The 21,607-nt window shown below is 62.0% G+C and carries 16 protein-coding genes and 1 riboswitch; of the genes, 8 read left to right on the forward strand and 8 right to left on the reverse strand.

Annotation, left to right across the window (positions count from 1 at the left end):
- Positions 1-3 precede the first annotated feature (3 nt).
- Positions 4-1,356 (forward strand): uracil-xanthine permease family protein, encoded by a 1,353-nt coding sequence (locus ACN9M3_RS18820; RefSeq protein WP_426318290.1) that lies wholly within the window; start codon positions 4-6, stop codon positions 1,354-1,356.
- A 112-nt stretch (positions 1,357-1,468) separates the two neighbouring features.
- Positions 1,469-2,845, forward strand: coding sequence for an 8-oxoguanine deaminase (locus tag ACN9M3_RS18825; RefSeq protein ID WP_426318291.1), 1,377 nt, complete (start codon positions 1,469-1,471; stop codon positions 2,843-2,845).
- A gap of 28 nt (positions 2,846-2,873) precedes the next feature.
- Here the strand turns inward: ACN9M3_RS18825 and ACN9M3_RS18830 are convergent, their stop codons facing one another.
- From ACN9M3_RS18830 to ACN9M3_RS18845, 4 genes are all read right to left on the reverse strand, one after another.
- Positions 2,874-3,251, reverse strand: coding sequence for a DUF3060 domain-containing protein (locus tag ACN9M3_RS18830; protein WP_426318292.1), 378 nt, complete (start codon positions 3,249-3,251; stop codon positions 2,874-2,876).
- Positions 3,252-3,374: 123 nt separating this feature from the next.
- Positions 3,375-4,271, reverse strand: a complete 897-nt coding sequence (locus tag ACN9M3_RS18835; protein WP_426318293.1) for a hypothetical protein — start codon at positions 4,269-4,271, stop codon at positions 3,375-3,377.
- 254 nt (positions 4,272-4,525) lie between these two features.
- Positions 4,526-6,148, reverse strand: coding sequence for an HAL/PAL/TAL family ammonia-lyase (locus ACN9M3_RS18840; protein WP_426318294.1), 1,623 nt, complete (start codon positions 6,146-6,148; stop codon positions 4,526-4,528).
- 10 nt (positions 6,149-6,158) lie between these two features.
- Positions 6,159-7,430 carry a urate hydroxylase PuuD gene (locus ACN9M3_RS18845; RefSeq protein ID WP_426318295.1) on the reverse strand — a complete coding sequence of 424 codons (1,272 nt, stop codon included), beginning with the start codon at positions 7,428-7,430 and terminating at the stop codon, positions 6,159-6,161.
- A 232-nt stretch (positions 7,431-7,662) separates the two neighbouring features.
- Here ACN9M3_RS18845 and ACN9M3_RS18850 point away from each other — a divergent pair, with 232 nt between their 5' ends.
- The 6 genes from ACN9M3_RS18850 to ACN9M3_RS18875 all read left to right on the forward strand — a co-directional run bounded on the left by ACN9M3_RS18850 (position 7,663) and on the right by ACN9M3_RS18875 (position 16,480).
- Positions 7,663-8,598: a LysR family transcriptional regulator gene (locus ACN9M3_RS18850; protein WP_426323791.1), complete on the forward strand. Its 936-nt coding sequence runs from the start codon at positions 7,663-7,665 to the stop codon at positions 8,596-8,598.
- 129 nt (positions 8,599-8,727) lie between these two features.
- Positions 8,728-10,479, forward strand: a complete 1,752-nt coding sequence (locus ACN9M3_RS18855; RefSeq protein ID WP_426318296.1) for an allantoate amidohydrolase — start codon at positions 8,728-8,730, stop codon at positions 10,477-10,479.
- Between the two features lie 145 nt (positions 10,480-10,624).
- Complete coding sequence (locus ACN9M3_RS18860; RefSeq protein ID WP_426318297.1) at positions 10,625-11,926, forward strand: NCS2 family permease; 1,302 nt, start codon at positions 10,625-10,627, stop codon at positions 11,924-11,926.
- A 17-nt stretch (positions 11,927-11,943) separates the two neighbouring features.
- Positions 11,944-13,431 (forward strand): xanthine dehydrogenase small subunit, encoded by a 1,488-nt coding sequence (gene xdhA / locus ACN9M3_RS18865; RefSeq protein ID WP_426162032.1) that lies wholly within the window; start codon positions 11,944-11,946, stop codon positions 13,429-13,431.
- Positions 13,428-15,773 carry a xanthine dehydrogenase molybdopterin binding subunit gene (gene xdhB / locus ACN9M3_RS18870; RefSeq protein ID WP_426318298.1) on the forward strand — a complete coding sequence of 782 codons (2,346 nt, stop codon included), beginning with the start codon at positions 13,428-13,430 and terminating at the stop codon, positions 15,771-15,773. Before xdhA ends, xdhB begins: the two co-directional genes overlap by 4 nt.
- Complete coding sequence (locus ACN9M3_RS18875) at positions 15,770-16,480, forward strand: aquaporin (protein WP_426318299.1); 711 nt, start codon at positions 15,770-15,772, stop codon at positions 16,478-16,480. The genes xdhB and ACN9M3_RS18875 overlap by 4 nt, the downstream gene beginning before the upstream one ends.
- A gap of 7 nt (positions 16,481-16,487) precedes the next feature.
- Here the strand turns inward: ACN9M3_RS18875 and ribB are convergent, their stop codons facing one another.
- The 4 genes from ribB to ACN9M3_RS18895 all read right to left on the reverse strand — a co-directional run bounded on the left by ribB (position 16,488) and on the right by ACN9M3_RS18895 (position 21,606).
- On the reverse strand, positions 16,488-17,129 hold the full coding sequence (ribB, locus tag ACN9M3_RS18880) for a 3,4-dihydroxy-2-butanone-4-phosphate synthase (RefSeq protein ID WP_426318300.1): 642 nt from the start codon (positions 17,127-17,129) through the stop codon (positions 16,488-16,490).
- Positions 17,130-17,231: 102 nt separating this feature from the next.
- A riboswitch (FMN riboswitch) is annotated at positions 17,232-17,382 on the reverse strand.
- Between the two features lie 213 nt (positions 17,383-17,595).
- Positions 17,596-19,689 carry a flagellar biosynthesis protein FlhA gene (locus ACN9M3_RS18885; RefSeq protein WP_426162038.1) on the reverse strand — a complete coding sequence of 698 codons (2,094 nt, stop codon included), beginning with the start codon at positions 19,687-19,689 and terminating at the stop codon, positions 17,596-17,598.
- Positions 19,686-20,831, reverse strand: a complete 1,146-nt coding sequence (flhB, locus tag ACN9M3_RS18890) for a flagellar type III secretion system protein FlhB (protein WP_426162039.1) — start codon at positions 20,829-20,831, stop codon at positions 19,686-19,688. Before flhB ends, ACN9M3_RS18885 begins: the two co-directional genes overlap by 4 nt.
- A complete protein-coding gene (locus ACN9M3_RS18895; protein WP_426162041.1) occupies positions 20,824-21,606 on the reverse strand; it encodes a flagellar biosynthetic protein FliR in 783 nt (260 codons plus the stop codon). Before ACN9M3_RS18895 ends, flhB begins: the two co-directional genes overlap by 8 nt.
- Between the last annotated feature and the right edge of the window lies 1 nt (position 21,607).

Here is a 21,607-nt window from a genome sequence, read left to right on the forward strand (position 1 = left end):
ACCATGAACAACCTGCTATACCAGGTGGACGACCGTCCACCGCCAATCACAACTGCCCTCCTCGCCGCCCAGCACATGCTGGCAGCCCTGGGCGGCATCATCGCCGTCCCGCTGGTGGTCGGCGCAGTCCTGAAACTTCCCGCCGACCAGATAGTTGCCCTGGTCAACGCCGCCCTCCTCGGCTCCGGCATCGTCACCACCATCCAGTGCATCGGTGTAGGCCGGGTCGGCATCCGCCTGCCCTGCGTGATGGGCACGAGCTTCGCCTTCGTCGGCGCCGCCATCAGCGTGGGCCTGGAGCACGGCGTGCCTGGCATACTCGGCTCCTCGCTCGCAGGCTCCGCGATCATGATCCTCGGCAGCTTCTTCATGCCGCAGATCCGCAAGCTGTTCCCGCACCAGGTGACAGCAGTCGTCGTCACCATGATCGGCCTGTCGCTCGTTCCTGTCGCAGTGGACTGGGCCGCCGGCGGCAAGAACGCGGGGGCGAACTACGGCGATCCGACCAACCTCGGCATTGCCCTGTTCGTGCTGGCGACCGTGATCGCCCTTGTGCAATTCGGCAAAGGCATCGTTTCCGCAGCCGCGGTGGTGATTGGCATCGTGATCGGCTATTGCGTTTGCCTGGGCCTCGGGCTGGTGGATTTTTCGGCCGTCCAGAAAGCCGCGGTGTTCGCGGTTCCCCAGCCGCTGTACTTCGGCATGAGCTTTCCGCTGAGCGGCATCCTGGCAATGGCACTGGCTTACGTCGTGACCATCGTCGAAACCACGGGCACCTTCATGGCGCTAGGCTCAGCGACCAATACCAAGATGAAGGGCAAGCTGCTGTGCCGCGGCGTGCTGTGCGACGGTCTGGGTTCGGCCTTCGTGTCCGTGCTGGGCGCTCCACCGGTTTCGACCTTCGCACAGAACGTCGGGGTCATCTCGCTGACCGGCGTTGCCAGCCGCTATGTGGTGGCGTTGACCGGCGTGTTCCTGGCGGCGGCCGGCTTGTTCCCTGTGCTCGGCGCAGTCGTCGTGACCATCCCGCAGCCGGTGTTGGGCGGCGCCGGCCTGATGATGTTTGCAATGATTATTGCGGCCGGCGTCCAGATGCTGTCCAACGTGGAACATGACAAGCGCACCGGCCTGCTCATCGCAGTTTCGGTTGGCTGCGGCCTGGCGGTATCGGTCCGGCCCGAACTGTTGTCCAAGCTGCCTGCCTTCGTGCACGAAATTTTCGGCTCTGGCATCTCGACCGCCGCCATCGTGGCCGTCGTGCTGAACCTGGTGCTGCCGGACCGCCCGGTAGCCGAACATGACGAGGATGAAGAAGATGACGTACCGCAGCCGATGCTGATTCCCAAAGTCGGCTAAACTCCCGCGGTCCTGCACAGGCACGTGACGGGACCGGACCGTTCCCTGACATTGTTTCCGCATTGCCCCGCGCATTGTTTCCGCAGTGTTTAATCATTTCGAGAAGAACTGAATGAGCAAAACTCTCCTGATCAAGAATGCGCGCGTAGTTGTCACCATGGACGAACAACGCCGCGAAATCGACAACGGCGCAATCTACGTGCGCGGCAACGTGATCGAACAGGTAGGCCCAACTTCCGAACTACCGCAAGCGGCAGACGACGTCATTGACGCCTCCGGCCATGTAGTGATTCCAGGCCTGGTCAACACCCACCACCACATGTACCAAAGCCTGACGCGCGCCATCCCTGCGGCGCAGAACGGCGAGCTGTTTGACTGGCTGACCAACCTGTACCCGATCTGGGCCAACCTGGATAGCGAAATGGTGCATGTGTCGACGCTGACCGCCATGTCGGAGTTGATCCTGTCCGGCTGCACCACCAGCAGCGACCACCTGTATATCTACCCGAACGACTGCAGGCTGGACGACAGCATCGAAGCCGCCGCAAAAATCGGCATGCGCTTCCACGCCGCGCGCGGCTCAATGAGCGTGGGCCAGTCAAAAGGCGGCCTGCCGCCCGACAGTGTAGTCGAGGATGAAAGAGCGATCCTGCGCGACACGCAACGCCTGATCGAGACCTACCATGACGCCGCGCGCCACGCCATGCAGCGCATCGTCGTGGCGCCCTGCTCACCGTTCTCAGTCTCGCGCGACCTGATGAAGGAGGCCGCTGCACTTGCACGCAGCCACGGCGTATCAATGCACACCCACCTGGCAGAAAACGTCAATGACATTGCGTACAGCCGCGAGAAGTTCAACATGACTCCGGCCGAATACGCCGAAGACTGCGGCTGGGTAGGCCATGACGTCTGGCACGCGCACTGCGTCCAGCTTGATGACGAAGGCGTCTACATGTTCGCAAAGACTGGCACTGGTGTCGCGCACTGCCCATGCTCCAACATGCGCCTGGCCTCAGGCATCGCCCCGATCCGCAAAATGGTCGATGCCGGTGTGCCGGTTGGCCTGGGCGTCGATGGCTCCGCATCAAACGACGGCGCCCATATGCTGGGGGAAGTGCGCCAGGCCATGCTGCTGCAACGGGTCGGCTTTGGCCCGGACGCGATGACTGCCCGCCAGGCGCTGGAGCTGGCGACTCTGGGCGGCGCCAAAGTCCTGAACCGCGACGATATCGGCGCCCTCAAGCCCGGCATGTCCGCAGATATCGTCATGTTCAAGCTGAACCAGCCAAGCTTTGCCGGCGCCCTGCACGACCCGGTAGCGGCACTCGTTTTCTGCACCCCGGCAAATGTTAATTACAGCATCATCAACGGAAAGCTCGTAGTGAAAAACGGGATCTTGCAGACGATCGACCTGCCATTGGTGATCGAACGTCATAACCATTTGGCAGCCAACCTGGCCTTGGCGGCAGGAACGCGAAGGATCGCATGAACGGCGGCCGGGCGGCAGGGAATCCCGGCTATTTGACGCGGCTGATCCGGTGCCCGGTCCCGGTGACGCTTTGCGCAATCTTGCCTTCGGATTTCCAACGGACCGTGTGATCTGTACCAGTGATGCTGAGACGCCCTTTGGGCTTCACCTCGGTATTGACAACGTTGCCGACGCCCAGGATCTCAACTTCGCTGCACACCCCAGTGGTGGTCACGACATGCCCCGTACCGACGACCTCGAGTTTCCGTCCATCGCAAGCAAACGTACGCTGATGGCCACTGCCGCTGATGCTGATCAGCGTATCGGTCACCTCAACCTCGCCGACTGCATCTTCCTGTGCGCAAGCATTGGACATTGAGATCAACACAACGGTGGAAGCTGTGATTCTAAGCATTTTCCGAATCATACAAACTCCCACTAAATTATGAAAAATGTAATTCTATGGAAATGCTGGATACCGGCGCGTACAATAGAAAACGATACCGAAAGTGGCAATGTCCTGCGCCACCAGATCAGGGCGAAACTCAAGTTACCAGGTAAATTTCTCGGAGGCTTTCAACTCCTCGGGAAGCTCCGCGATATTGCCGCTGCTCGCTTCAATTACGAGGAATTCATTGAAACCGTGCCTGATAACGAGATGGTCTTCATCAAGCCAGCCAGAGATGAGCATCCGTCCACAGCTGGCACCCAGTATGCTGGCGACTGTCTTGATCCTGCCATTGCGGTTCCGAAGTTTGAGCACATGCGGTTCTGAATCAGCTTTGTTTTCGACAAACGCGTGCCATGTCCCACCTCGAGAACTTTCCGCTTTGGGTGCATAAGATGAGCGCGGGACCAGATCCTCGAAAGCGGGAATCTCCCGACCGTTTCGTATGAACGAATGTCCGCTGTTCGATTCGTACTTGGCGGCGAGTTTCTCGAACGAGTTCGACGCCGGCCGATAAGAGAGGAACTCAAACGGGACTTCATGTCCATTATGAAGGTTGCTGCGCACCAGAATCAGCAACTCGGTGCTGTCTTTTGACCATCTGGTCAATGTCATTATTTCTTTTACCGGAATGGAAACCGGCAGCGTCAATTTCGTCCGCTTCAGTGTCGCTGTATCGAAAAGGAAGAGGCCAGCAGATACCCCGATGACGAGGTACTTGCTGTCCGGTGAGAATGAGGGGGAAGACGCTCCCAGCGAGGGCTGTTCGTAGACGAGGCGGTTGGAATTGGCATGCCGGTCAAGCAGCCAATACTGCATTCTCGTTCCCCCAGCACGCACGCCCAGATAGCTTATCCAGCGGCCATCCGAAGATTGCGTCATGTTCACGCCGTTCGCAAATTCATGTTCAGCCAGGCGCTTGCTGCCCTGGTTTGCCAGGTCTGTTTTGAAGAGCGACCCCTCGCGGTGCGTAAAATAGACCTGCGTTTTGATATCCATGGAAGCGAGAGATACCTTTTTCGCATCAGTCGAAATGCTTCCGCACAGGGGAAGCGCCGCAGAACAATGAGTCGTCGCGGACGCACATATGGTCACTGCGGTGATTGCCGATGCCAACGAAAAGGACCTGTTCATTTCTTGACTCGCTCCGGAATTTTTCGCAGCTTACCATCTTGCAATTTTGAAAACAAGCCAGGACGGCTCCAATGAAAATGGCCCTCGCGGGCCATCTTCATTTTATAAGTCAGCGAGGTTTAAATGAATTCACCGACCTTTGCACTCACTGCCTCACGTACCGAGCCACTGGTCACAAAGCTGTGCGCCACCTGGATGTCGTTATGGAACCAGCGGTCGCCGTCCAGGCAAGCCGGGATCTGCTTGCGGATCTCGTCATAAGCCGCTTGCGTGCCCTCGCCCAGCTTGAAGCCCGGCAGCAGGTGCTCGGTCATGGTCAGCGCCTGCGCGGCCAGCAGCATTTCCACGCCGACGATGTACTGCGTGTTCTGCACCACGGTGTGGGCCTTGCGTGCGCACCAAGTGGAGTTGGAGATGTGGTCTTCGCTGTTGGCTTTGGATGGGATGGAATCCACGCTGCCCGGCATCGATAGCGTGCGGTTTTCCATCACCAGGGAGCTGAGCGAGCATTGCACCACTGGATAGCCGGTGTTCACGCCGCGCAGGCCCGACATCAGGTTGCGCGGCAGGCCCCACGACAGAGTTGGATCAATCAGGCGCGCCACGCGGCGCTCACAGATACTGCCCAGGTCCGTGACCGCCATGGCCAGCAAATCCATTGCCTGCGCCAGATACTGGCCGTGGAAATTACCGCCCGAGATGATCTCGAAGCCGCCGCCATCCTTGCCGAAAATCAGAGGATTATCGGTGGCCGAATTGATCTCGTTCTTTACAATGGTGTCAATGTAGTCCAGCGCATCGAACACGGGACCGTAGACTTGCGGCGTGCAGCGCAATGAGTACACGTCCTGGATACGCGGGGTGTAGGGAATGTCGGTGCGTCGCAGTTCGTCGGGAAACTGGACGGCACGTGCCTCATGCGTGGTGCGGGTGGAACCCTTCAGCAGCTTGCGCACGACCGATGCAGTCTTGATCTGGCCAGGATGAGGGCGCGCCTGCTGGATGCGCGGGTCGAAGGCCGACATTTCCGCACGCATGGCTTCCAGCGTCAGGCCCAGCGACAGGCAGGCATCAGTCAGCAGGTCGCGCGCGTCCTTGGCCGCCAGCACGGCTAAGGCCAGCGAGGCGGTGCAGCCGTTGATCAGTGCCGAAGCATCCTTGGCCTTGAGATCGAACTTTACCGGGCCGACTTCGGCGCGCGTAATCGCTTCGGCAGCAGGCATGCGCTGGCCCTTGTACATCACTTCCGCCTCATCGAAGCCGGCGATGGCTGCTGCCAGGTAGGCCAGCGGCGCCAGGTCGCCGGATGCGCCTACGGAGCCTTTCTGCGGCATGATTGGATGGATGCCGGCGTTGATGAAGGCCACCAGGCGGTCCACTACTTCCACGCGCGGCGCCGAGTAGTTGCTGGCGAAGGCGTTTGCGCGCAGCAGCATGGTGGCGCGGCTCACTTCTTCCGAAAACGGTTCGCCGATGCCGCCGCTATGGGCCTTGATCAATTGCGTCTGGAACAGTTCAATGTGTTCGACCTTGATACGCGTATCCTTCAGCAGGCCAACGCCGGTATTGAAGCTGTACATCATCGGCGCTTCGTCGTGCATCCAGGTGGATTCGATGTAGTCGCGGCTTTCCTTCAGCGCCGCGCGCGAAGTGGCGGACAGCTCGACTTTGGCGCCGTTGCGCGCCACGGCCAGGACTTCTTCGGCAGTCAGGTTGAAGCCGTCGATAGTTACGTTGCTCATTTCTCTTCCTTTAATTTGCGCTGGTTTCGAACCAGGTACCGATCAACTGGCGTTCGGCGTCGGTCATATGGGTCATGTTCGCCAGCGGCATATCCTTGTTCTGCACGGCGCGCTGGTAAATCTTGGCGGCGTGCTGTTTGACCTGGGCCTCGGTATCGAGCATCACGCCGCCCGGGGCTGATGCGAAACCCGCCTGGGTCGGGGTCGCGGAGTGGCACGAGGTGCAGCGCTGCGTCACCACTTGCTGAACGCTGGACAGGCTGGCCTGGGCGGCCGGTGCGGCAGCGGCGGCTGGCGCGGCGTGGTCATCGGCATCCACCGCAGCGGCCACGGTCGCCGGCGCGGCAACTGCCTTGCGCGGCGCCGGCGCGATCGCCACAGCCACGCCCGCCAGCAGGATCACGCCCGCGATCGGGAACGCAGGCGAAACCTTGCCCGCATGGCGCAGGTTGAAGAAGTGGCGAATCAGCACACCGGCAGCCATGATGGCGGCCAGCACCAGCCAGCTGTATGCGTGGCTGTAGGTCATGGCGTAGTGGTTGCTGATCATGATCAGCAGCACAGGCAAGGTGAAGTAGTTGTTGTGGACCGAACGTACCTTGGCGCGCTTGCCGTAGATCGGGTCAGGCGACTCGCCCTTGGCCATCGCATCCACCAGCTTGCGCTGGCCAGGAATGATCACGAACAGCACGTTACCGACCATCATGGTGCCGATCATCGCGCCAACGTGGATGTAGGCTGCGCGGCCGCTCAGGGTATGGGTTAGCACATATGCCGCACTGACAATCAGCACGAACATCACGGTGCCCAGCACGGCAGGCTTTTCAGCCAGCGCGGTCTTGCACAGGGTGTCGTACACCAGCCAGCCCCCCGCCAGCGTGCCAACGCCAACGGCCACTGCCTGCAGGGAGGTCAGGTCCGCCACATTCTTATCGATCATCATCGCCGAAGCGTTGAAGTAATAGACGATGAACAGCATGGCGAAGCCGCTCAGCCAGGTGGCATAGGCTTCCCATTTGAACCAGTGCAGGTCTTCCGGCAGTTCATCCGGCGCTACCAGGTATTTTTGGGGGTTATAGAAGCCGCCGCCGTGCACGGCCCACAGCTCGCCCATCACGCCCTTCTTGGCAAGCGGACTGCCAGGCTTGGGGGGACGGATCGAGTTGTCAAGCCATACGAAGTAAAACGAGGCGCCGATCCAGGCGATACCTGTGATCAGGTGCAGCCAGCGAACCAGCAAGTTAAGCCATTCCACCCCGTAAGGGCCGAATAAAGTCTCCATGATTTTTATCCATTCAGTCCGTTCACCTGCCTCTGGCGGGCACTTCAGGTGAACCAAACGGTCGTTATACCGCCGCCGCTACGACCTGCGTGGATGAAACGATATCGGTTGCGGGCGCGGGAGACCTTCCATTTCCTATATAACTCGCATAGTCCTGGAGATATAGTTTCGCGCCCCGGAAGGTGCGAACCTCTCATCGATAAATTCTAATAAACAATATTCGGAGACCATGATGTCCAGATTGCCAGAACACTTAGACATCCACCTGATCCGTATTCTGTACCTGCTGCTGGTGGAGAAAAACGTATCGCGGGTGGCGCTTAAACTGAACCAGCCGCAGCCCTCCATTTCCGGCTCGCTGCGCAAATTGCGCGACCTGACCGGCGACCCGCTGCTGGTGCGCGGCGGGCGCGGCATGGTGCCGACGCAACACGGCGAGAGCCTGTTGAAGACCGCCAAGCGCATCCTCGACGAAACCGAAAGCCTGTTCAGCCCCAAGGCTGCGTTTGTGCCGCAGGACGAGGCGCGCACCTTCCATATCGCCGCGCCGGACTACATGAACACCCAGTTCTTCACCGAGGTGATCGCCCGCCTGCGCCGCGAATCGCCGCGCAGCCGCCTGGTGATCCACTCGCTGGGACCGGACATCGATTACGTGCGCCTGCTGTCGGATGGCGACCTGGACCTGGTGGTCGGCAACTGGGACGAGCCGCCCCAGCACCTGCACATCTCCAAGCTGTTCGACGACCCGATCGTGTGCCTGATGCGCGCCAACAGCGCCTACGCCCGCCGCACGCCGAAAGACGGCATGACGCCCGAGGAGTACCTCACCCTGCCCCACGTTGCCCCAGCGCAAATACTGCCCGGCTACCACGGCAACATCGATTCCTTCCTCGAAGAGCGCGATATGGAGCGCAATATTGTTGTGGAATCGGCACACTTCCGCATGCTGCCCTACATCGTGCAGCAAACAGATTTGGTTTTGACGAGTGGCAAACAATTCGCCAATTTCTACGAAAACCTGCTCGGCCTGAAGTCATACAAGGTACCGCTGGATTTCCCGCCGCTGAGCTTCTACCAGCTATGGCACGAGCGTGCCCACCACGCCACCGAGCACAAGTGGCTGCGCGCACAGGTCAGCGCAGCCGCCCGCCTGCTGGTGAAATAAAACCGCCCCAGATAGCTGATATCGGCCCAGCGTTATAACTCCCGCCCGCCGGGCCTCTATTATCAATTCGCCATTCCCCAGAACACCTTACTTGGAGCGGGCCGTCGCCAGGCGGCGGCCCGAAGCACGATGACGAGCCTGAAGCGACTGAATACCTGCGACGCAGAGACTTTTACCGAGATCCTGCACGGCCTGTATGAGCATTCCCCATGGATTCCACAGCGCGCCGCCGCGCAGCGCCCGTTCCGCACCGTCGACGAGCTGAAACTGGGCCTGCAAACGGTCGTCACGGATGCCAGCGACGACGAGCAATTGGGCCTGATCCGCGCCCACCCGGAGCTTGCCGGCAAAGCCGCCGTGGCCGGCGAATTGACGCCTGAATCCACCGGTGAGCAGGCCAAGGCGGGCCTCAACCTCTGCACCAAGGAAGAATTCGCCGCGCTGCAGGAGCTGAACGCCGCCTACAACAGCAAATTCGGCTTCCCCTTCATCCTGGCGGTCAAGGGCGGCGACGGCAAAGGCCTGTCGCGCCAGGCCATCATTGCCGCCTTTCGCCGCCGGCTGCGCAACCAGGCCGACGACGAACAGCGCGAGGCGCTGCGCCAGATCCACCGCATTGCAGAGATGCGCCTGAACGCCCTGCTGTCCTATGTGCCGCACATGGGCCGCGACATCATGGAATGGGCCGAAGAGATCGGCGCGATCAGCGAGGACGAGCAAGGCCTCACCTGCACCTACATGACGCCTGTGCACCGCCGCACCGCCAACCAGCTGGCCAAGTGGATGCGCGAGGCCGGCATGCACGCCCACATTGACGCGGTCGGCAACGTAGTGGGCCGCTACCTGTCCACCGATCCGCAGGCACGCACCCTTCTCACTGGCTCGCACTACGACACGGTGCGCAACGGCGGCAAGTACGACGGCCGCCAGGGCATCCTGACCGCCATCGCCGTCGTCAAGCACCTGCATGAAACCGGCGAAACCCTGCCCTTCCACCTCGAGGTGATCGGCTTCGCCGAAGAAGAAGGGGTGCGCTTCAAGAGCACCTTCCTCGGCAGCAGCGCCGTCATCGGCCAGTTCGATCCGAAACTGCTGGACTTGCGCGACCGCGATGGGCAGTTGCTGCGCGACGTGCTGACCGACGCCGATCATGACGTCAACGCGATTGCCGACATCGCCCGCGATCCATCCGACCTGCTTGGCTTCGTCGAAGTCCATATCGAACAAGGCCCGGTATTGCTGGAGCGCGGCCTGCCGGTCGGCGTGGTGACCTCCATCGCCGGCAGCAAGCGCTACCTGGTGGAGCTGAAAGGCGTCGCCAGCCACGCCGGCACCACCCCCATGCCGATGCGCAAGGATGCCGCCGCCGCCGCCGCCGAAATCATCCTGTACGTGGAACAGCGCTGCGCACAGGACCAGGATTCTGCCCTGGTGGGCACCGTCGGCCAGCTGCAGGTGCCGAACGGTTCCACCAACGTCATCCCGGGTGCCTGTACCCTGTCGCTCGACATCCGCGCAGCCAACAATGCAGCGCGTGATGCTGCCGTGGACGACATCCTCGCCCACATCGAAAAAGTGTGCGAAAGGCGCCACATCACCTGGCAAATTGAACAAACCGTTGCCGCCGATTGCGCCCCCTGCGCGCCGCGCCTGATGGAGCAGTTGGCAGCCGCAGTGGAGCGCCACGGCATCCCTGCCTTCCACCTCGCCTCCGGCGCCGGCCACGACGCCATGCTGATGTCGCGCGTCACCGACGTCGCCATGCTGTTCACGCGCTGCGGCAACGGCGGCATCAGCCACAACCCGCTGGAGACCATGACGGACGATGACGCAGACCTGTCGGCCCGCATCCTGCTGAGCTTTTTGCGCAACTATAGCTAATTCGAGATAGCCAATATGCCCCGGCATAGAAGCCGAAAAGGAGACCTTCAACGATATTGTTAAAACAAGCAGCGCAGGGCCGCCATATTTGCCCGCCCGGAGAGGCGGGATTTCGGGCGCTAAAAACTAAACGGAGACAACCCAAATGCAATTCCTGGACAACTATTTCAAGCTCGGCGGGCACGGCACCAACGTGCGCACCGAGGTGCTGGCTGGCATTACAACCTTCCTGACGATGGCGTACATCATCTTCGTCAACCCATCGATCCTCGGCGATGCCGGCATGCCCAAGGACTCGGTCTTCGTGGCCACCTGTGTCGCGGCCGCCGTCGGCACCCTGATCATGGGCCTGTATGCCAACTTCCCTATCGGCCTGGCGCCTGGCATGGGCCTGAACGCCTATTTCGCTTACGGCGTAGTGCAAGGCATGGGCTTCCCGTGGCAAGCCGCACTGGGCGCCGTGTTCATTTCCGGCTGCTGCTTCATGATCGTCAGCCTGCTGCGCATTCGCGAGAAGATCATGAACGCCATTCCGCCGTCGCTGCGCATCGCCATCCCGGCCGGCGTGGGCCTGTTCCTGGCGCTGATCTCGCTGAAGAACGCCGGCATCGTGGTTTCCAGCCCCGCTACCTTCGTCACCATGGGTGACCTGCACAAACCTGCACCGGTACTGGCAATTATCGGCTTCCTGGTGATCGTTGCCCTGGACCGCCTGCGCGTCACCGGCGCCCTGCTGATCGGCATCATGACCGTGACGGCCCTGAGCTTCTTCTTCGGCGGCAACCACTTCAACGGCATCGTCTCGCTGCCGCCATCGATCGAGCCGACGGCCATGAAGCTGGACATCGTCGGCGCGGTGTCGCACGGCCTGTTCACCGTCGTGATGGTGTTCTTCCTGGTTGAACTGTTCGACGCCACCGGCACCCTGATGGGCGTCGCCCAGCGCGCCGGCCTGATGAAAGACGGCAAGCTGCCAAAGAACATGAACAAGGCGCTGCTGGCCGACTCCGGCGCCATCATCGCCGGTTCCGTGATGGGCACTTCCAGCACCACCGCCTTCATCGAAAGCGCCGCTGGCGTGCAGGCGGGCGGCCGCACCGGCCTCACCGCCGTCACCATCGCCTGCCTGTTCCTGGCGGCGCTGTTCATCGCGCCATTGGCCGGCGTGGTCCCCGCCTACGCCACCGCACCCGCCCTGTTCTTCGTCGCCTGCCTGATGCTGCGCGAACTGGCGGAAGTGAATTGGGCCGAAACCACCGAAAGCGTTCCGGCAGTGGTCACCGCACTGGTCATGCCCTTCACCTATTCGATCGCCAATGGCCTGGCGCTGGGCTTCATCAGCTACGCCGGCCTGAAACTGCTGACCGGTAAATACAAGGAAGTCAGCGCAATGATCTGGTGTGTTGCAGGCGTGTTCCTGTTCAAAATGATTTACATCCCCGGCTGAAGCAAGGAGTAGCAAAGATGTCCCAACCGATTCGTTTCTTCTACCAGGGGCGCGTGCAGGAAGTCGATTCCGCCGCCCCCACCCGCACGGTGCTGCAACACCTGCGGGAAGACCTGCATTGCATCGGCACCAAGGAGGGCTGCGCCGAAGGCGACTGCGGCGCCTGCACCGTGGTGATCGGCTCGCTGGTGGATGGCGAACTGGAAATGCGCAACGTGAATTCGTGCATCCAGTTCCTGCCAACCCTGGACGGCAAGGCAGTGTTCACGGTGGAAGACCTGAAACAGCCAGATGGCGGCCTGCACCCGGTGCAGGAAGCCCTGGTGGAATGCCATGGCTCCCAATGCGGTTTCTGTACTCCCGGCTTCGCCATGTCGCTCTGGAGCCTGTACTTGAAACAGGAAGGCCAAACCACCCCACCATGCCGCAAAACGATCGATGAGACATTGTCCGGTAACCTGTGCCGCTGTACGGGCTACCGCCCGATTATTGATGCAGCCGCCCGCATGGGCGAGTTGCCGGCGGTCGGCTTCGACCGCGACGCATTGAAGGCAGTCCTGCAAGGCCTGCAACGAGATACCATGTTCAGCTACACCCACGACGGCCAGACGTTCCACGCGCCGCGCACCCTGGCCGAAATGACGGCCCTGCGCGCGGCCAAGCCGACCGCCACCATCCTTGCCGGCTCGACCGACGTCGGCCTGTGGGTCACCAAGCAGATGCGCAACCTGGGCGACGTGATCTACACGCGCCAGGTGCAGGAACTGCACCGTATCGCCAGCGTCGACGGCAAGCTGGAGATCGGCGCTGCCGTTTCGCTGGACGACGCCTACAAAGCCGTGCTGGAGCTCTATCCGAACGACTCGCTGCACGAACTGTGGCAGCGCTTCGCCTCGCAGCCGATCCGCAGCACCGGCACCCTGGGCGGCAGCGTAGCCAACGGTTCGCCGATCGGCGATTCCGCGCCATGGATGATCGTGCTCGGCGCCGAGATCGTGCTGCGTTCCGACAAAGGCCAGCGCGTCCTGCTGCTGCAGGACTTCTACCTCGATTACATGAAGAAGGACTGGCAGCCCGGCGAATTCGTGGAAGCCGTGCGCATCCCCCAGCCGCGCACCGGCCAGCAGTTCCGCACCTACAAGCTGGCCAAGCGCTACGACCAGGATATCTCCGCCGTGTGCGCCGCCTTCTCGCTCGAACTTCAAGACGGCGTCGTTCGCAATGCCCGCATCGCCTACGGCGGCATGGCGGCGACTTCGCGCCGGGCACCACAGGCCGAAGCAGCCATCAATGGCCAGCCGTGGAACGAGGCCACTCTGCGCGCCTGCATGGACGCCCTGGCACGCGACTACACGCCGCTGACGGACATGCGCGCCTCCGCCAATTACCGCATGCGCACTGCACAAAACCTGCTGCGCCGCTTCTGGATGGAGACCCGCCCGGAAGACGCCATACCAAGCACTTACGTTAACGCTTACGCATTCAAGGAAGGAGCCGCCGCATGAACAGCAAGTCCGAACAGTTCATGACGCTCGGCGCCGCCAAGGGCTGGTCCGAAGTTGGCCAGAGCCATCCGCATGAATCGGCCATCCTGCACGTGCTCGGCGAAGCCGTCTACACCGACGACATCCCCGAAGCGCAAGGCACGCTGCACGCTGCGCTGGGCCTCTCCGCCAAGGCACACGCACGCATCCTGTCGCTCAACCTGGAGCCTGTGAAAGCCATGCCAGGCGTGGCCGCCGTGTACACCTGGAAGGACATCCCCGGTACCAATGATTGCGGCCCGATCATCCACGACGACCCGATCCTCGCCGAAGAAAAGGTGGAATACGTCGGCCAGCCGATCTTCATCGTGGTAGCCGACACCCACGACAATGCGCGCCGCGCCGCCCGCAAGGCCGATATCCAGTACGAAGAACTGCCAGCCATCCTGACGCCGGAAGCCGCGCGCGACGCAGAATCGTTCGTGGTGCCGCCAATGCGCCTGACACGGGGCGAAGCGCAGGCAGCATTCGAGCGCTCCCCGAACATCCTCAAAGGCAAACTGCACGTCGGCGGCCAGGAGCAGTTTTACCTGGAAGGCCAGATCTCCTATGCCATTCCCAGGGAAGGCAACGGCATGCACGTCTACTGCTCCACCCAGCACCCGACCGAAATGCAGCACGTGGTCTCGCACGCCCTGCACTATCCGTCACACGCCGTGGTGGTGGAATGCCGGCGCATGGGGGGTGGTTTTGGAGGCAAGGAATCCCAGTCCGCGCTGTGGGCCGCCTGCGCCGCAGTCAGCGCCGCGCGATTGAAACGCCCGGTAAAGCTGCGCGCCGACCGCGACGACGACATGATGGTTACCGGCAAGCGCCACTGCTTCTACTACGAGTACGAAATCGGCTACGACAGCCAGGGCCTGATCACCGCAGCCAAAGTGCAGATGGTGACGCGCGCCGGCTTCTCGGCAGACCTGTCCGCACCAGTGGCAACGCGCGCCATCTGCCACTTCGACAACACCTACTACCTGTCGGACGTGGACATCCGCGCCATGGCAGGCAAGACCAACACACAGTCGAATACCGCCTTTCGCGGCTTCGGCGGCCCGCAAGGGGCCATCGCCATCGAATACATCATCGATGAAATCGCCCGCAATCTCGGCAAGGATGCGCTGGACGTGCGCAAGCTGAACTTCTACGGCCGCAACGACGAGGAAGGCCGCAATATCACGCAATACGGCCAGAAGGTAAAGGACAACGTCATCCACGAACTGGTGGCGCAACTGGAAAGCGAGACCGCCTACCGCGCCCGCCGCGAAGCCATCCATGCGTTCAATGCCACCAGCCCCGTGCTGAAGAAAGGCCTGGCGCTGACTCCGGTGAAGTTCGGCATCGCCTTCAACGTCACCCACTTCAACCAGGCCGGGGCACTGGTACACATCTACGTCGACGGCTCGGTCCTGGTGAACCACGGCGGCACCGAAATGGGCCAGGGCATCAACACCAAGGTATGCCAGGTAGTGGCGCATGAGCTGGGGATTCCGCTGTCCAGCGTGCGCGCTTCCGCCACCGATACCAGCAAGGTCGCCAATACCTCCGCCACCGCCGCCTCGACCGGCGCAGACCTGAACGGCAAGGCCGCGCAGGATGCCGCGCACACGCTGCGCAGGCGCCTGGTGGATTTCGCCGCAAAGTCGTTCGGCGTGGCCGCCGAGGAAATCATCCTCGCCAACGGCACCGTGTTCGCGGGCGAAACCGTGATCCCGTTCGCCGACCTGGTGCAGAAAGCCTACCTGGCCCGCGTGCAACTGTGGTCCGATGGCTTTTACGCCACGCCTGGGCTGAGCTGGGACCGCGAGACCATGAGCGGCAACCCCTTCGGCTACTACGCCTACGGCGCCTCGGTGTCCGAGGTGATCGTCGACACCCTGACCGGCGAATGGAAGCTGCTGAAGGCCGACTGCCTGTACGATGCCGGCAATTCGCTGAACCCCGCCATCGATACAGGTCAGGTGGAAGGCGCCTTCATCCAGGGCATGGGTTGGCTGACAACCGAAGAACTGTGGTGGAACCAGCACGGCAAGCTGATGACGCACGCACCGTCTACTTACAAGATCCCGGGCGTGTCCGATTGCCCGGATCACTTCAACGTGCGCCTGTTCAAGAACCGCAACCCGTTCGACAGCATCCACCGTTCCAAGGCGGTCGGCGAACCGCCGCTGCTGCTGCCGTTTTCCGTCTTCCTGGCCATTCGCGATGCCGTGGCCTCGGTCGGCAACTACCGCATCAATCCGCCGCTGCGCGCCCCTGCCACAGGTGAAGCGATCCTCGACGCGGTCGATGCCGTTCGCGCCCAGGCATGACGCTCGCGCGACGCCTTGCCGCAGAAGGCCTTGGCACGGCACTGTTGCTGGCCGTGGTGGTGGGCTCCGCCATCATGGCCGACCGCCTGGCTGGCGGCAATGCCGCAATCGCCTTGTTCGCCAATTCAGTCGCCAGCGCGACCGGCCTGTTGGCGCTGATCATGGCGTTCGGCGCGATCTCCGGCGCCCATTTCAATCCGGTCGTCACGCTGTCGGAAGCCTGGCAAGGCGGCATGGAGTGGAGCGACACCCTCCCCTACGCGGCGGCGCAGGTTTTCGGCGCGTTCGCCGGCATTGCCGCTGCGCACGCGATGTTCGGCGAACCGTTGTTTGCCATGGCGACCCTCTCCAGGACCGGTGCAGCGCTGTGGTGGAGCGAGTTCATGGCAAGCTTCGGCCTGATTTTCGTGACCAGCGGCTGCGCACGTAGCCGACCGTCATTGACGCCGTTTGCCGTCGCTGCCTACATCGCTTCCGCTTACTGGTTCACCGCATCGAGCTCGTTCGTCAACCCTGCGCTTACCCTGGCCCGGGCCGCGACGGATACGGTGGCAGGCATACGCTTTGCAGATGTACCCGGCTATGTCGCTGCCCAATTGCTCGGCGCAATGGCAGCGACTGTCCTTGTCACCTGGCTGCATAGTCCAGCGAAACTTCGAGAGCCTGGACCGGACGTTCGCCGCGTCGACCTATTGACCGCTCCGTGACCGGAAATCAGCTGCGCTTTCGCCACTCAATCAATTCGGCGATGGTGAGGATCGGCATCCCATGCAACTGTGCGAACCGCTCGATGGCGTCGCCACGCATCATGGTGCCGTCCGGATTCATCAGCTCGCACAGCACGGCCGATGGCGACAGGCCAGCCATGCTGGCCAGGTCGACCGAGCCTTCGGTGTGGCCGGCGCGCATCAGGACACCACCTGGCGTGGCGCGCAGCGGGAAGACGTGGCCGGGCCGCACCACGTCTTCCGGGCGTGCGCCAGGCGCCACGGCGGCACGGATGGTCGTGACACGGTCAGCGGCCGACACACCGGTTGTCACGCCGTGGCGTGCCTCGATCGAGACCGTGAACGGGGTGCCGTACTTGCTGCCGTTTTCAGCAGCCATCGGTGGCAGTTCGAGCTCACGCACTTTTTCGGCGGTGAGGCACAGGCAGACGATGCCGCTGCATTCGCGGATCGTCAGGGCCATGGTCTCGACCGTCAGGCGATCGGTGGCGACAATCAGGTCGGCCTCGTTCTCGCGGTCGAAGTCGTCCAGCAGGATGACAGGGATACCGGCCCGCATGGCTTCCAGCGCCGCGTGGATACGGGCTTCGAGGTCGGTGCTTTGAAGGGACAATTCAGGGGACAACATAGGAAACGCTCCTCGCTAAAAGTTAACGAAAAACGCTCCAGGGCAAGCGAATAGGCGCAGCTACCCAGCCCGCAAGGCGGACAGGCATCCACGCGCAACAGCGCACATCTTCTTTCATCCGGACTATACCGTCGGCCCTGGAGTCGCACCAGGTCTGCTGACCCTGCCCTATGCAGCCAGGCAGGCGCTCGCGGGCTTGGACATTGCTGTCCTTACCGCCGGTGGGGAATTGCACCCCGCCCCGAAGACGTAATTATTTGCCTGCACGTTGCAGGCGCTGGGATTCTACCAGCAAAACCGGTGAACCGGGGTCAGACCCAAGGGTCTGACCCCGTACGGTCTTCGGGCAGCGGGTTCGGGTTGAGCGGTATTGATCTTCGCCGAAAGTCAGAGGCGCACAACCAAACCCGGGACCTGGAGACCGTACAGGGTCTGACCCTCCGGGTCTGACCCTGGTTTGCCGGTTTCAGCCCACCGTACCGATAATCGAAACTTCGCGATTCTCCGGCACTTCGTTATACGACAGAACGTGCAGCCCAGGCGCAAACAAGCGGGCGTAACGCGCCAGCAGCGGCCGGATCTGCGGCAGCACGAGTAGCAGCGGCGGGGTTGCCTGCTGCTTCATCTGCTCGCGCGCCACCGGCATGTTCACCTGCAATTGCGCCAGCAGGTGCGGGTCGATCGGATAGTTATCCAGCACCACCTTGCCGGTCTGGCGCGCCTGGTTCAGGGAGCCAAGCAGCATGTTTTCCAGTTCGCCGCCCAGGTTAAAGGCCAGCATCTCGGTCTTCTGGCCGAACAGACCGGACACGATCTGGCGCCGCAGCGCGCAACGCACTTCGGCTGCCAGCAGGATCGGGTCCTTGGTAGTTTCAGACGAGTCGAGCAGCGTCGTGGCAATCGGCACGATATCCTTCAGCGACACCGACTCCTGCAACAGCACGCGGAACACGCGCAGCAACTGGGTGTGCGTCAGCGCCTTGTCCAGCGAGCCAGCCAGCTTCGGCGACAAGGCAGTCAGGCGATCCATCAATGCCGCCACGTCTTCATGACGGAACAGCTCCGGCAGGTACTCGCGAATCAGCTTCGACACATGGGTCGCGATGGCGCTTGGCGCTTCCACCACCTGGTAGCCCAGCCCCAGTGCATGCGCCTTGTCCTTTGCCTCGATCCAGGTCACCGGCATGCCATAAGCCGGTTCCACGCCAGGGATGCCGTCGATCTGGCCATAAACGTTGGGCGACGCGATTGCCATCAGGCGCTCGGCAAACACTTCGGCCACCGCAATCGTGGAGCCGCCCAGCACTACCGCATACTGCGTCGGCTTCAGCCCCAGGTCGTCGCGCACGTTAATCTGCGGCAGCACCATGCCCATCGCTTCCGACAGGCTTTGGCGCACGCCGCGCAAGCGCTTGGTCAGCACTTCGCCATGCGCTTTGTCGATCATCCCCACCAGCTTGTAGCCCAGCGAAACCTGCAACGGCTGTACCACGGGCAGCGATTGCCATTCAAGCTCCGGCACTTTCTCTTCGCGCAGCGCTGCCTCGATGGCGGCGATGTTGTCGACCACCGGCGCGCCCTGCCGCTGGTACAGGCGCCAGCCCACATAACCCAGCACCGCGGCAAAGGTGAGGAAGCTCAACTTCGGCATGCCCGGCACCAGGCCGAGGATCACCATCACGGCCGCAGCGCTGAACAGCACATTCGGCGATGCCAGCAACTGCTGGCCCACCTGGGATTCGAAGTCGGCGCCTTCCGTCTCGGACACGCGGGTCACGATGATCGCCGCCGCAGCCGACAGCAGCAGCGCCGGAATCTGCGCCACCAGGCCGTCACCAATGGTCAGCAGGGCGTACTGCTTGAACGCATCGCCGAAACTCATGTCCTGCATCACGGTACCGATGGCGACACCGCCGACGATATTGATGATCAGGATCAGGATCGATGCAATCGCATCGCCGCGCACGAATTTGGCGGCGCCGTCCATGGCGCCGTAGAAGTCCGCTTCCGTCGCCACTTCCTTGCGGCGCTGCACTGCCTTTTCCTGGTTGATCAGGCCCGCATTCAGGTCGGCGTCGATCGCCATCTGCTTGCCCGGCAAGGCATCCAGGGTGAAGCGCGCCGACACTTCGGAAATTCGCTCGGCGCCTTTGGTCACCACGGCGAAGTTGATGATCATCAGGATCACGAACACCACCATGCCGACCACGTAGTTGCCGCCAATGACCACCTGGCCGAAGGCCTCGATCACCTTACCGGCAGCATCCGTGCCCTGGTGGCCGTGCAGCAGCACCACGCGGGTCGAGGCCACGTTCAGCGTCAGCCGCATCAGCGTGGTAGCCAGGATCACCGTCGGGAAGACCGAGAAGTCCAGCGGCCGCTTGGCGTTCACGCTGACCAGGATCACGATCAGGGCCAGCACGATATTGAAAGTGAACAGGACGTCCAGCAGGATAGGCGGCAATGGCAGGATGATCATCGCCAGGATCGCCAGCAGGAATACCGGCGTGGCGAGTTTGTGGCGTCCCGCTTCTGCGAACAAGCCCTTCAGGAAATTCATATGGTTGCTGCCTCACTCATGGAAGTTGGAACCGGTACCTGCGCCGCTTCCAGCGGATTGGGCTGCGATGGACGGCGCCCTTCACGGAACGCCTTCAGCTGCAGCACATAATGCAGGACCATGGAAACAGCCTGGTACAACTGCACGGGAATCTGCTGGTTGACCTGGCTGGTATTGTAAATTGCGCGCGCCAAGGGCGGCAGGGAGAGCACATCGATGCCGTTCTCCTGCGCCAGCCGCTTGATGTACAGCGCCATTTCGTCGACGCCCTTGGCCAGCACGAACGGCGCCTCGGCGCGCTTCTCGTCGTATTTCAGCGCCACCGCATAGTGCTCCGGATTGACGATCACCACGTCGGCGCCCGGCACGATCTTGCGCGCAGCCCGTTCGGCCATCGCTCGCTGCAGTTGCCGGATGCGCTGGCGCACTTCGGGACGGCCTTCCTGCGACTTGTATTCTTCCTTCAGCTCCTGCTTGGACATCTTTTGCTGTTCGGCGAAGAAGTAAGCCTGCGCCGGCACGTCGATGATGGCGAAGATGATGAACACGGCCACCATGGCCATCACGCCATTCAGCATCTGGTTGGCGCCCGAAATCATGGCTTCATTCAGTCCCAGCCCTTGCAGGCGCGTGTACTCGTTGACCGTACTGGTGCCGATGTGCACCAGCACCCAGCCCAGCACCGCTGCCTTGCCGATCGATACCAGCAGTTCAAAGCCATGCTTCTTCGAGAACAGCCGCCCCAGGTTGGTCACCGGGTTGAAGCGCTCGAACTTCGGCTGCAGGTTCTTGGCGCTCATCACCCAGCCGCCCGGCACCATGGCGCCCAGCACGACAAACAACGGCACCACGAACAAGGGCAACACCATCTTCACCAGCAGCAGCGCGGAACTGAGCCAGACCGTGCTCATGACGTTCTCCAGGGCGCCCTCGCCTTCCAGCGGCGCAAACGCCTGGTGGAAGATCTCGCGGAAATCCAGCAGGTAGTCCGGCAGCATGTACACGAACAGCTTGAGCGACACCAGGATGCCGATGGCCGTCGCCAGGTCGCGCGAACGCACCACCTGGCCTTCCTGGCGGGATTTCTTCAGCTTCTGCGCTGAAGCCTTCTCTGACTTGTCGCCGCCGCTATCGTCAGCCATGAGGCACCATCTGTTGCTGGATCATGTCGAGCACACGGCTCGACATGCGGATGTAATGCTGCGGAATGAAGCGCACCACCTGGCCCAGCATCAGCAGGCCGAAAACGGTGATCACCGAAAAGCCCAGCGCAAAGAGGTTCAGCGTCGGCGCCACGCGGTTCAGGAAACCGAAACCAAGCTGCACCACCAGCGCGGAAAACACCACCGGTATCGCCAGCAGCATGGCGGCCGAGAAGATCCATGCCACATTCCACGCCACCGCCTGCAACAGCAGCGCCGAATAACCGCCGCCCAGCGGCCAGGCCTTGAAGCTTTGCCCGATCACGCCGGCCAGCACCAGGTGGCCGTCTATCGAAAAGAAAACGACGATGGCCAGCATGGACAGCAGCGCCGACACCACGTCCGACGAAGTGCCATTCAGCGGGTCATTCATCACCGCCATCGAAAAGCCGACCTGGCTCGATACCAGGTAACCCAGCACGCCGATCACCGACATCGAAAAATGAAATGCCAGCCCGATCGCGCCGCCGATCACCGCCTGCTCCAGCGTCACCGCAATGCCCTGCACCGAAATCGGGTCGATGCCCTGCACCGCCTGCCCCTGGGTCACCGGCAGCAGGATGATCGCCAGCACCAGCGACACCAGCAGCCGCACAGTGACCGGCACCATCATCTCGCCCAGCACCGGCGCCGCGCTCAGCATGGCCATGCAGCGCACGAAAGGCCACCAGATTGCCGTCAGCCACACCAGGAGGTTTGCCAGGACCTGTTCCATG

It is taken from the genome of Pseudoduganella sp. R-43 (assembly GCF_049913255.1).
Lineage (GTDB): Bacteria > Pseudomonadota > Gammaproteobacteria > Burkholderiales > Burkholderiaceae_D > Rugamonas.

Excerpts from the sequence above, each read along its gene's own strand:
- ACN9M3_RS18855 (WP_426318296.1), top strand. The coding sequence starts at position 8,728 with ATGACGAGCCTGAAGCGACTGAATACCTGCGACGCAGAGACTTTTACC.
- xdhA (WP_426162032.1), top strand. The coding sequence starts at position 11,944 with ATGTCCCAACCGATTCGTTTCTTCTACCAGGGGCGCGTGCAGGAAGTC.
- ACN9M3_RS18885 (WP_426162038.1), bottom strand. The coding sequence starts at position 19,689 with ATGAATTTCCTGAAGGGCTTGTTCGCAGAAGCGGGACGCCACAAACTC.
- ACN9M3_RS18835 (WP_426318293.1), bottom strand. The coding sequence starts at position 4,271 with ATGGATATCAAAACGCAGGTCTATTTTACGCACCGCGAGGGGTCGCTC.
- ACN9M3_RS18845 (WP_426318295.1), bottom strand. The coding sequence starts at position 7,430 with ATGGAGACTTTATTCGGCCCTTACGGGGTGGAATGGCTTAACTTGCTG.
- ACN9M3_RS18820 (WP_426318290.1), top strand. The coding sequence starts at position 4 with ATGAACAACCTGCTATACCAGGTGGACGACCGTCCACCGCCAATCACA.
- ACN9M3_RS18825 (WP_426318291.1), top strand. The coding sequence starts at position 1,469 with ATGAGCAAAACTCTCCTGATCAAGAATGCGCGCGTAGTTGTCACCATG.
- ACN9M3_RS18830 (WP_426318292.1), bottom strand. The coding sequence starts at position 3,251 with ATGATTCGGAAAATGCTTAGAATCACAGCTTCCACCGTTGTGTTGATC.
- ACN9M3_RS18840 (WP_426318294.1), bottom strand. The coding sequence starts at position 6,148 with ATGAGCAACGTAACTATCGACGGCTTCAACCTGACTGCCGAAGAAGTC.
- xdhB (WP_426318298.1), top strand. The coding sequence starts at position 13,428 with ATGAACAGCAAGTCCGAACAGTTCATGACGCTCGGCGCCGCCAAGGGC.
- flhB (WP_426162039.1), bottom strand. The coding sequence starts at position 20,831 with ATGGCTGACGATAGCGGCGGCGACAAGTCAGAGAAGGCTTCAGCGCAG.
- ACN9M3_RS18875 (WP_426318299.1), top strand. The coding sequence starts at position 15,770 with ATGACGCTCGCGCGACGCCTTGCCGCAGAAGGCCTTGGCACGGCACTG.
- ACN9M3_RS18850 (WP_426323791.1), top strand. The coding sequence starts at position 7,663 with ATGTCCAGATTGCCAGAACACTTAGACATCCACCTGATCCGTATTCTG.
- ribB (WP_426318300.1), bottom strand. The coding sequence starts at position 17,129 with ATGTTGTCCCCTGAATTGTCCCTTCAAAGCACCGACCTCGAAGCCCGT.
- ACN9M3_RS18895 (WP_426162041.1), bottom strand. The coding sequence starts at position 21,606 with ATGGAACAGGTCCTGGCAAACCTCCTGGTGTGGCTGACGGCAATCTGG.
- ACN9M3_RS18860 (WP_426318297.1), top strand. The coding sequence starts at position 10,625 with ATGCAATTCCTGGACAACTATTTCAAGCTCGGCGGGCACGGCACCAAC.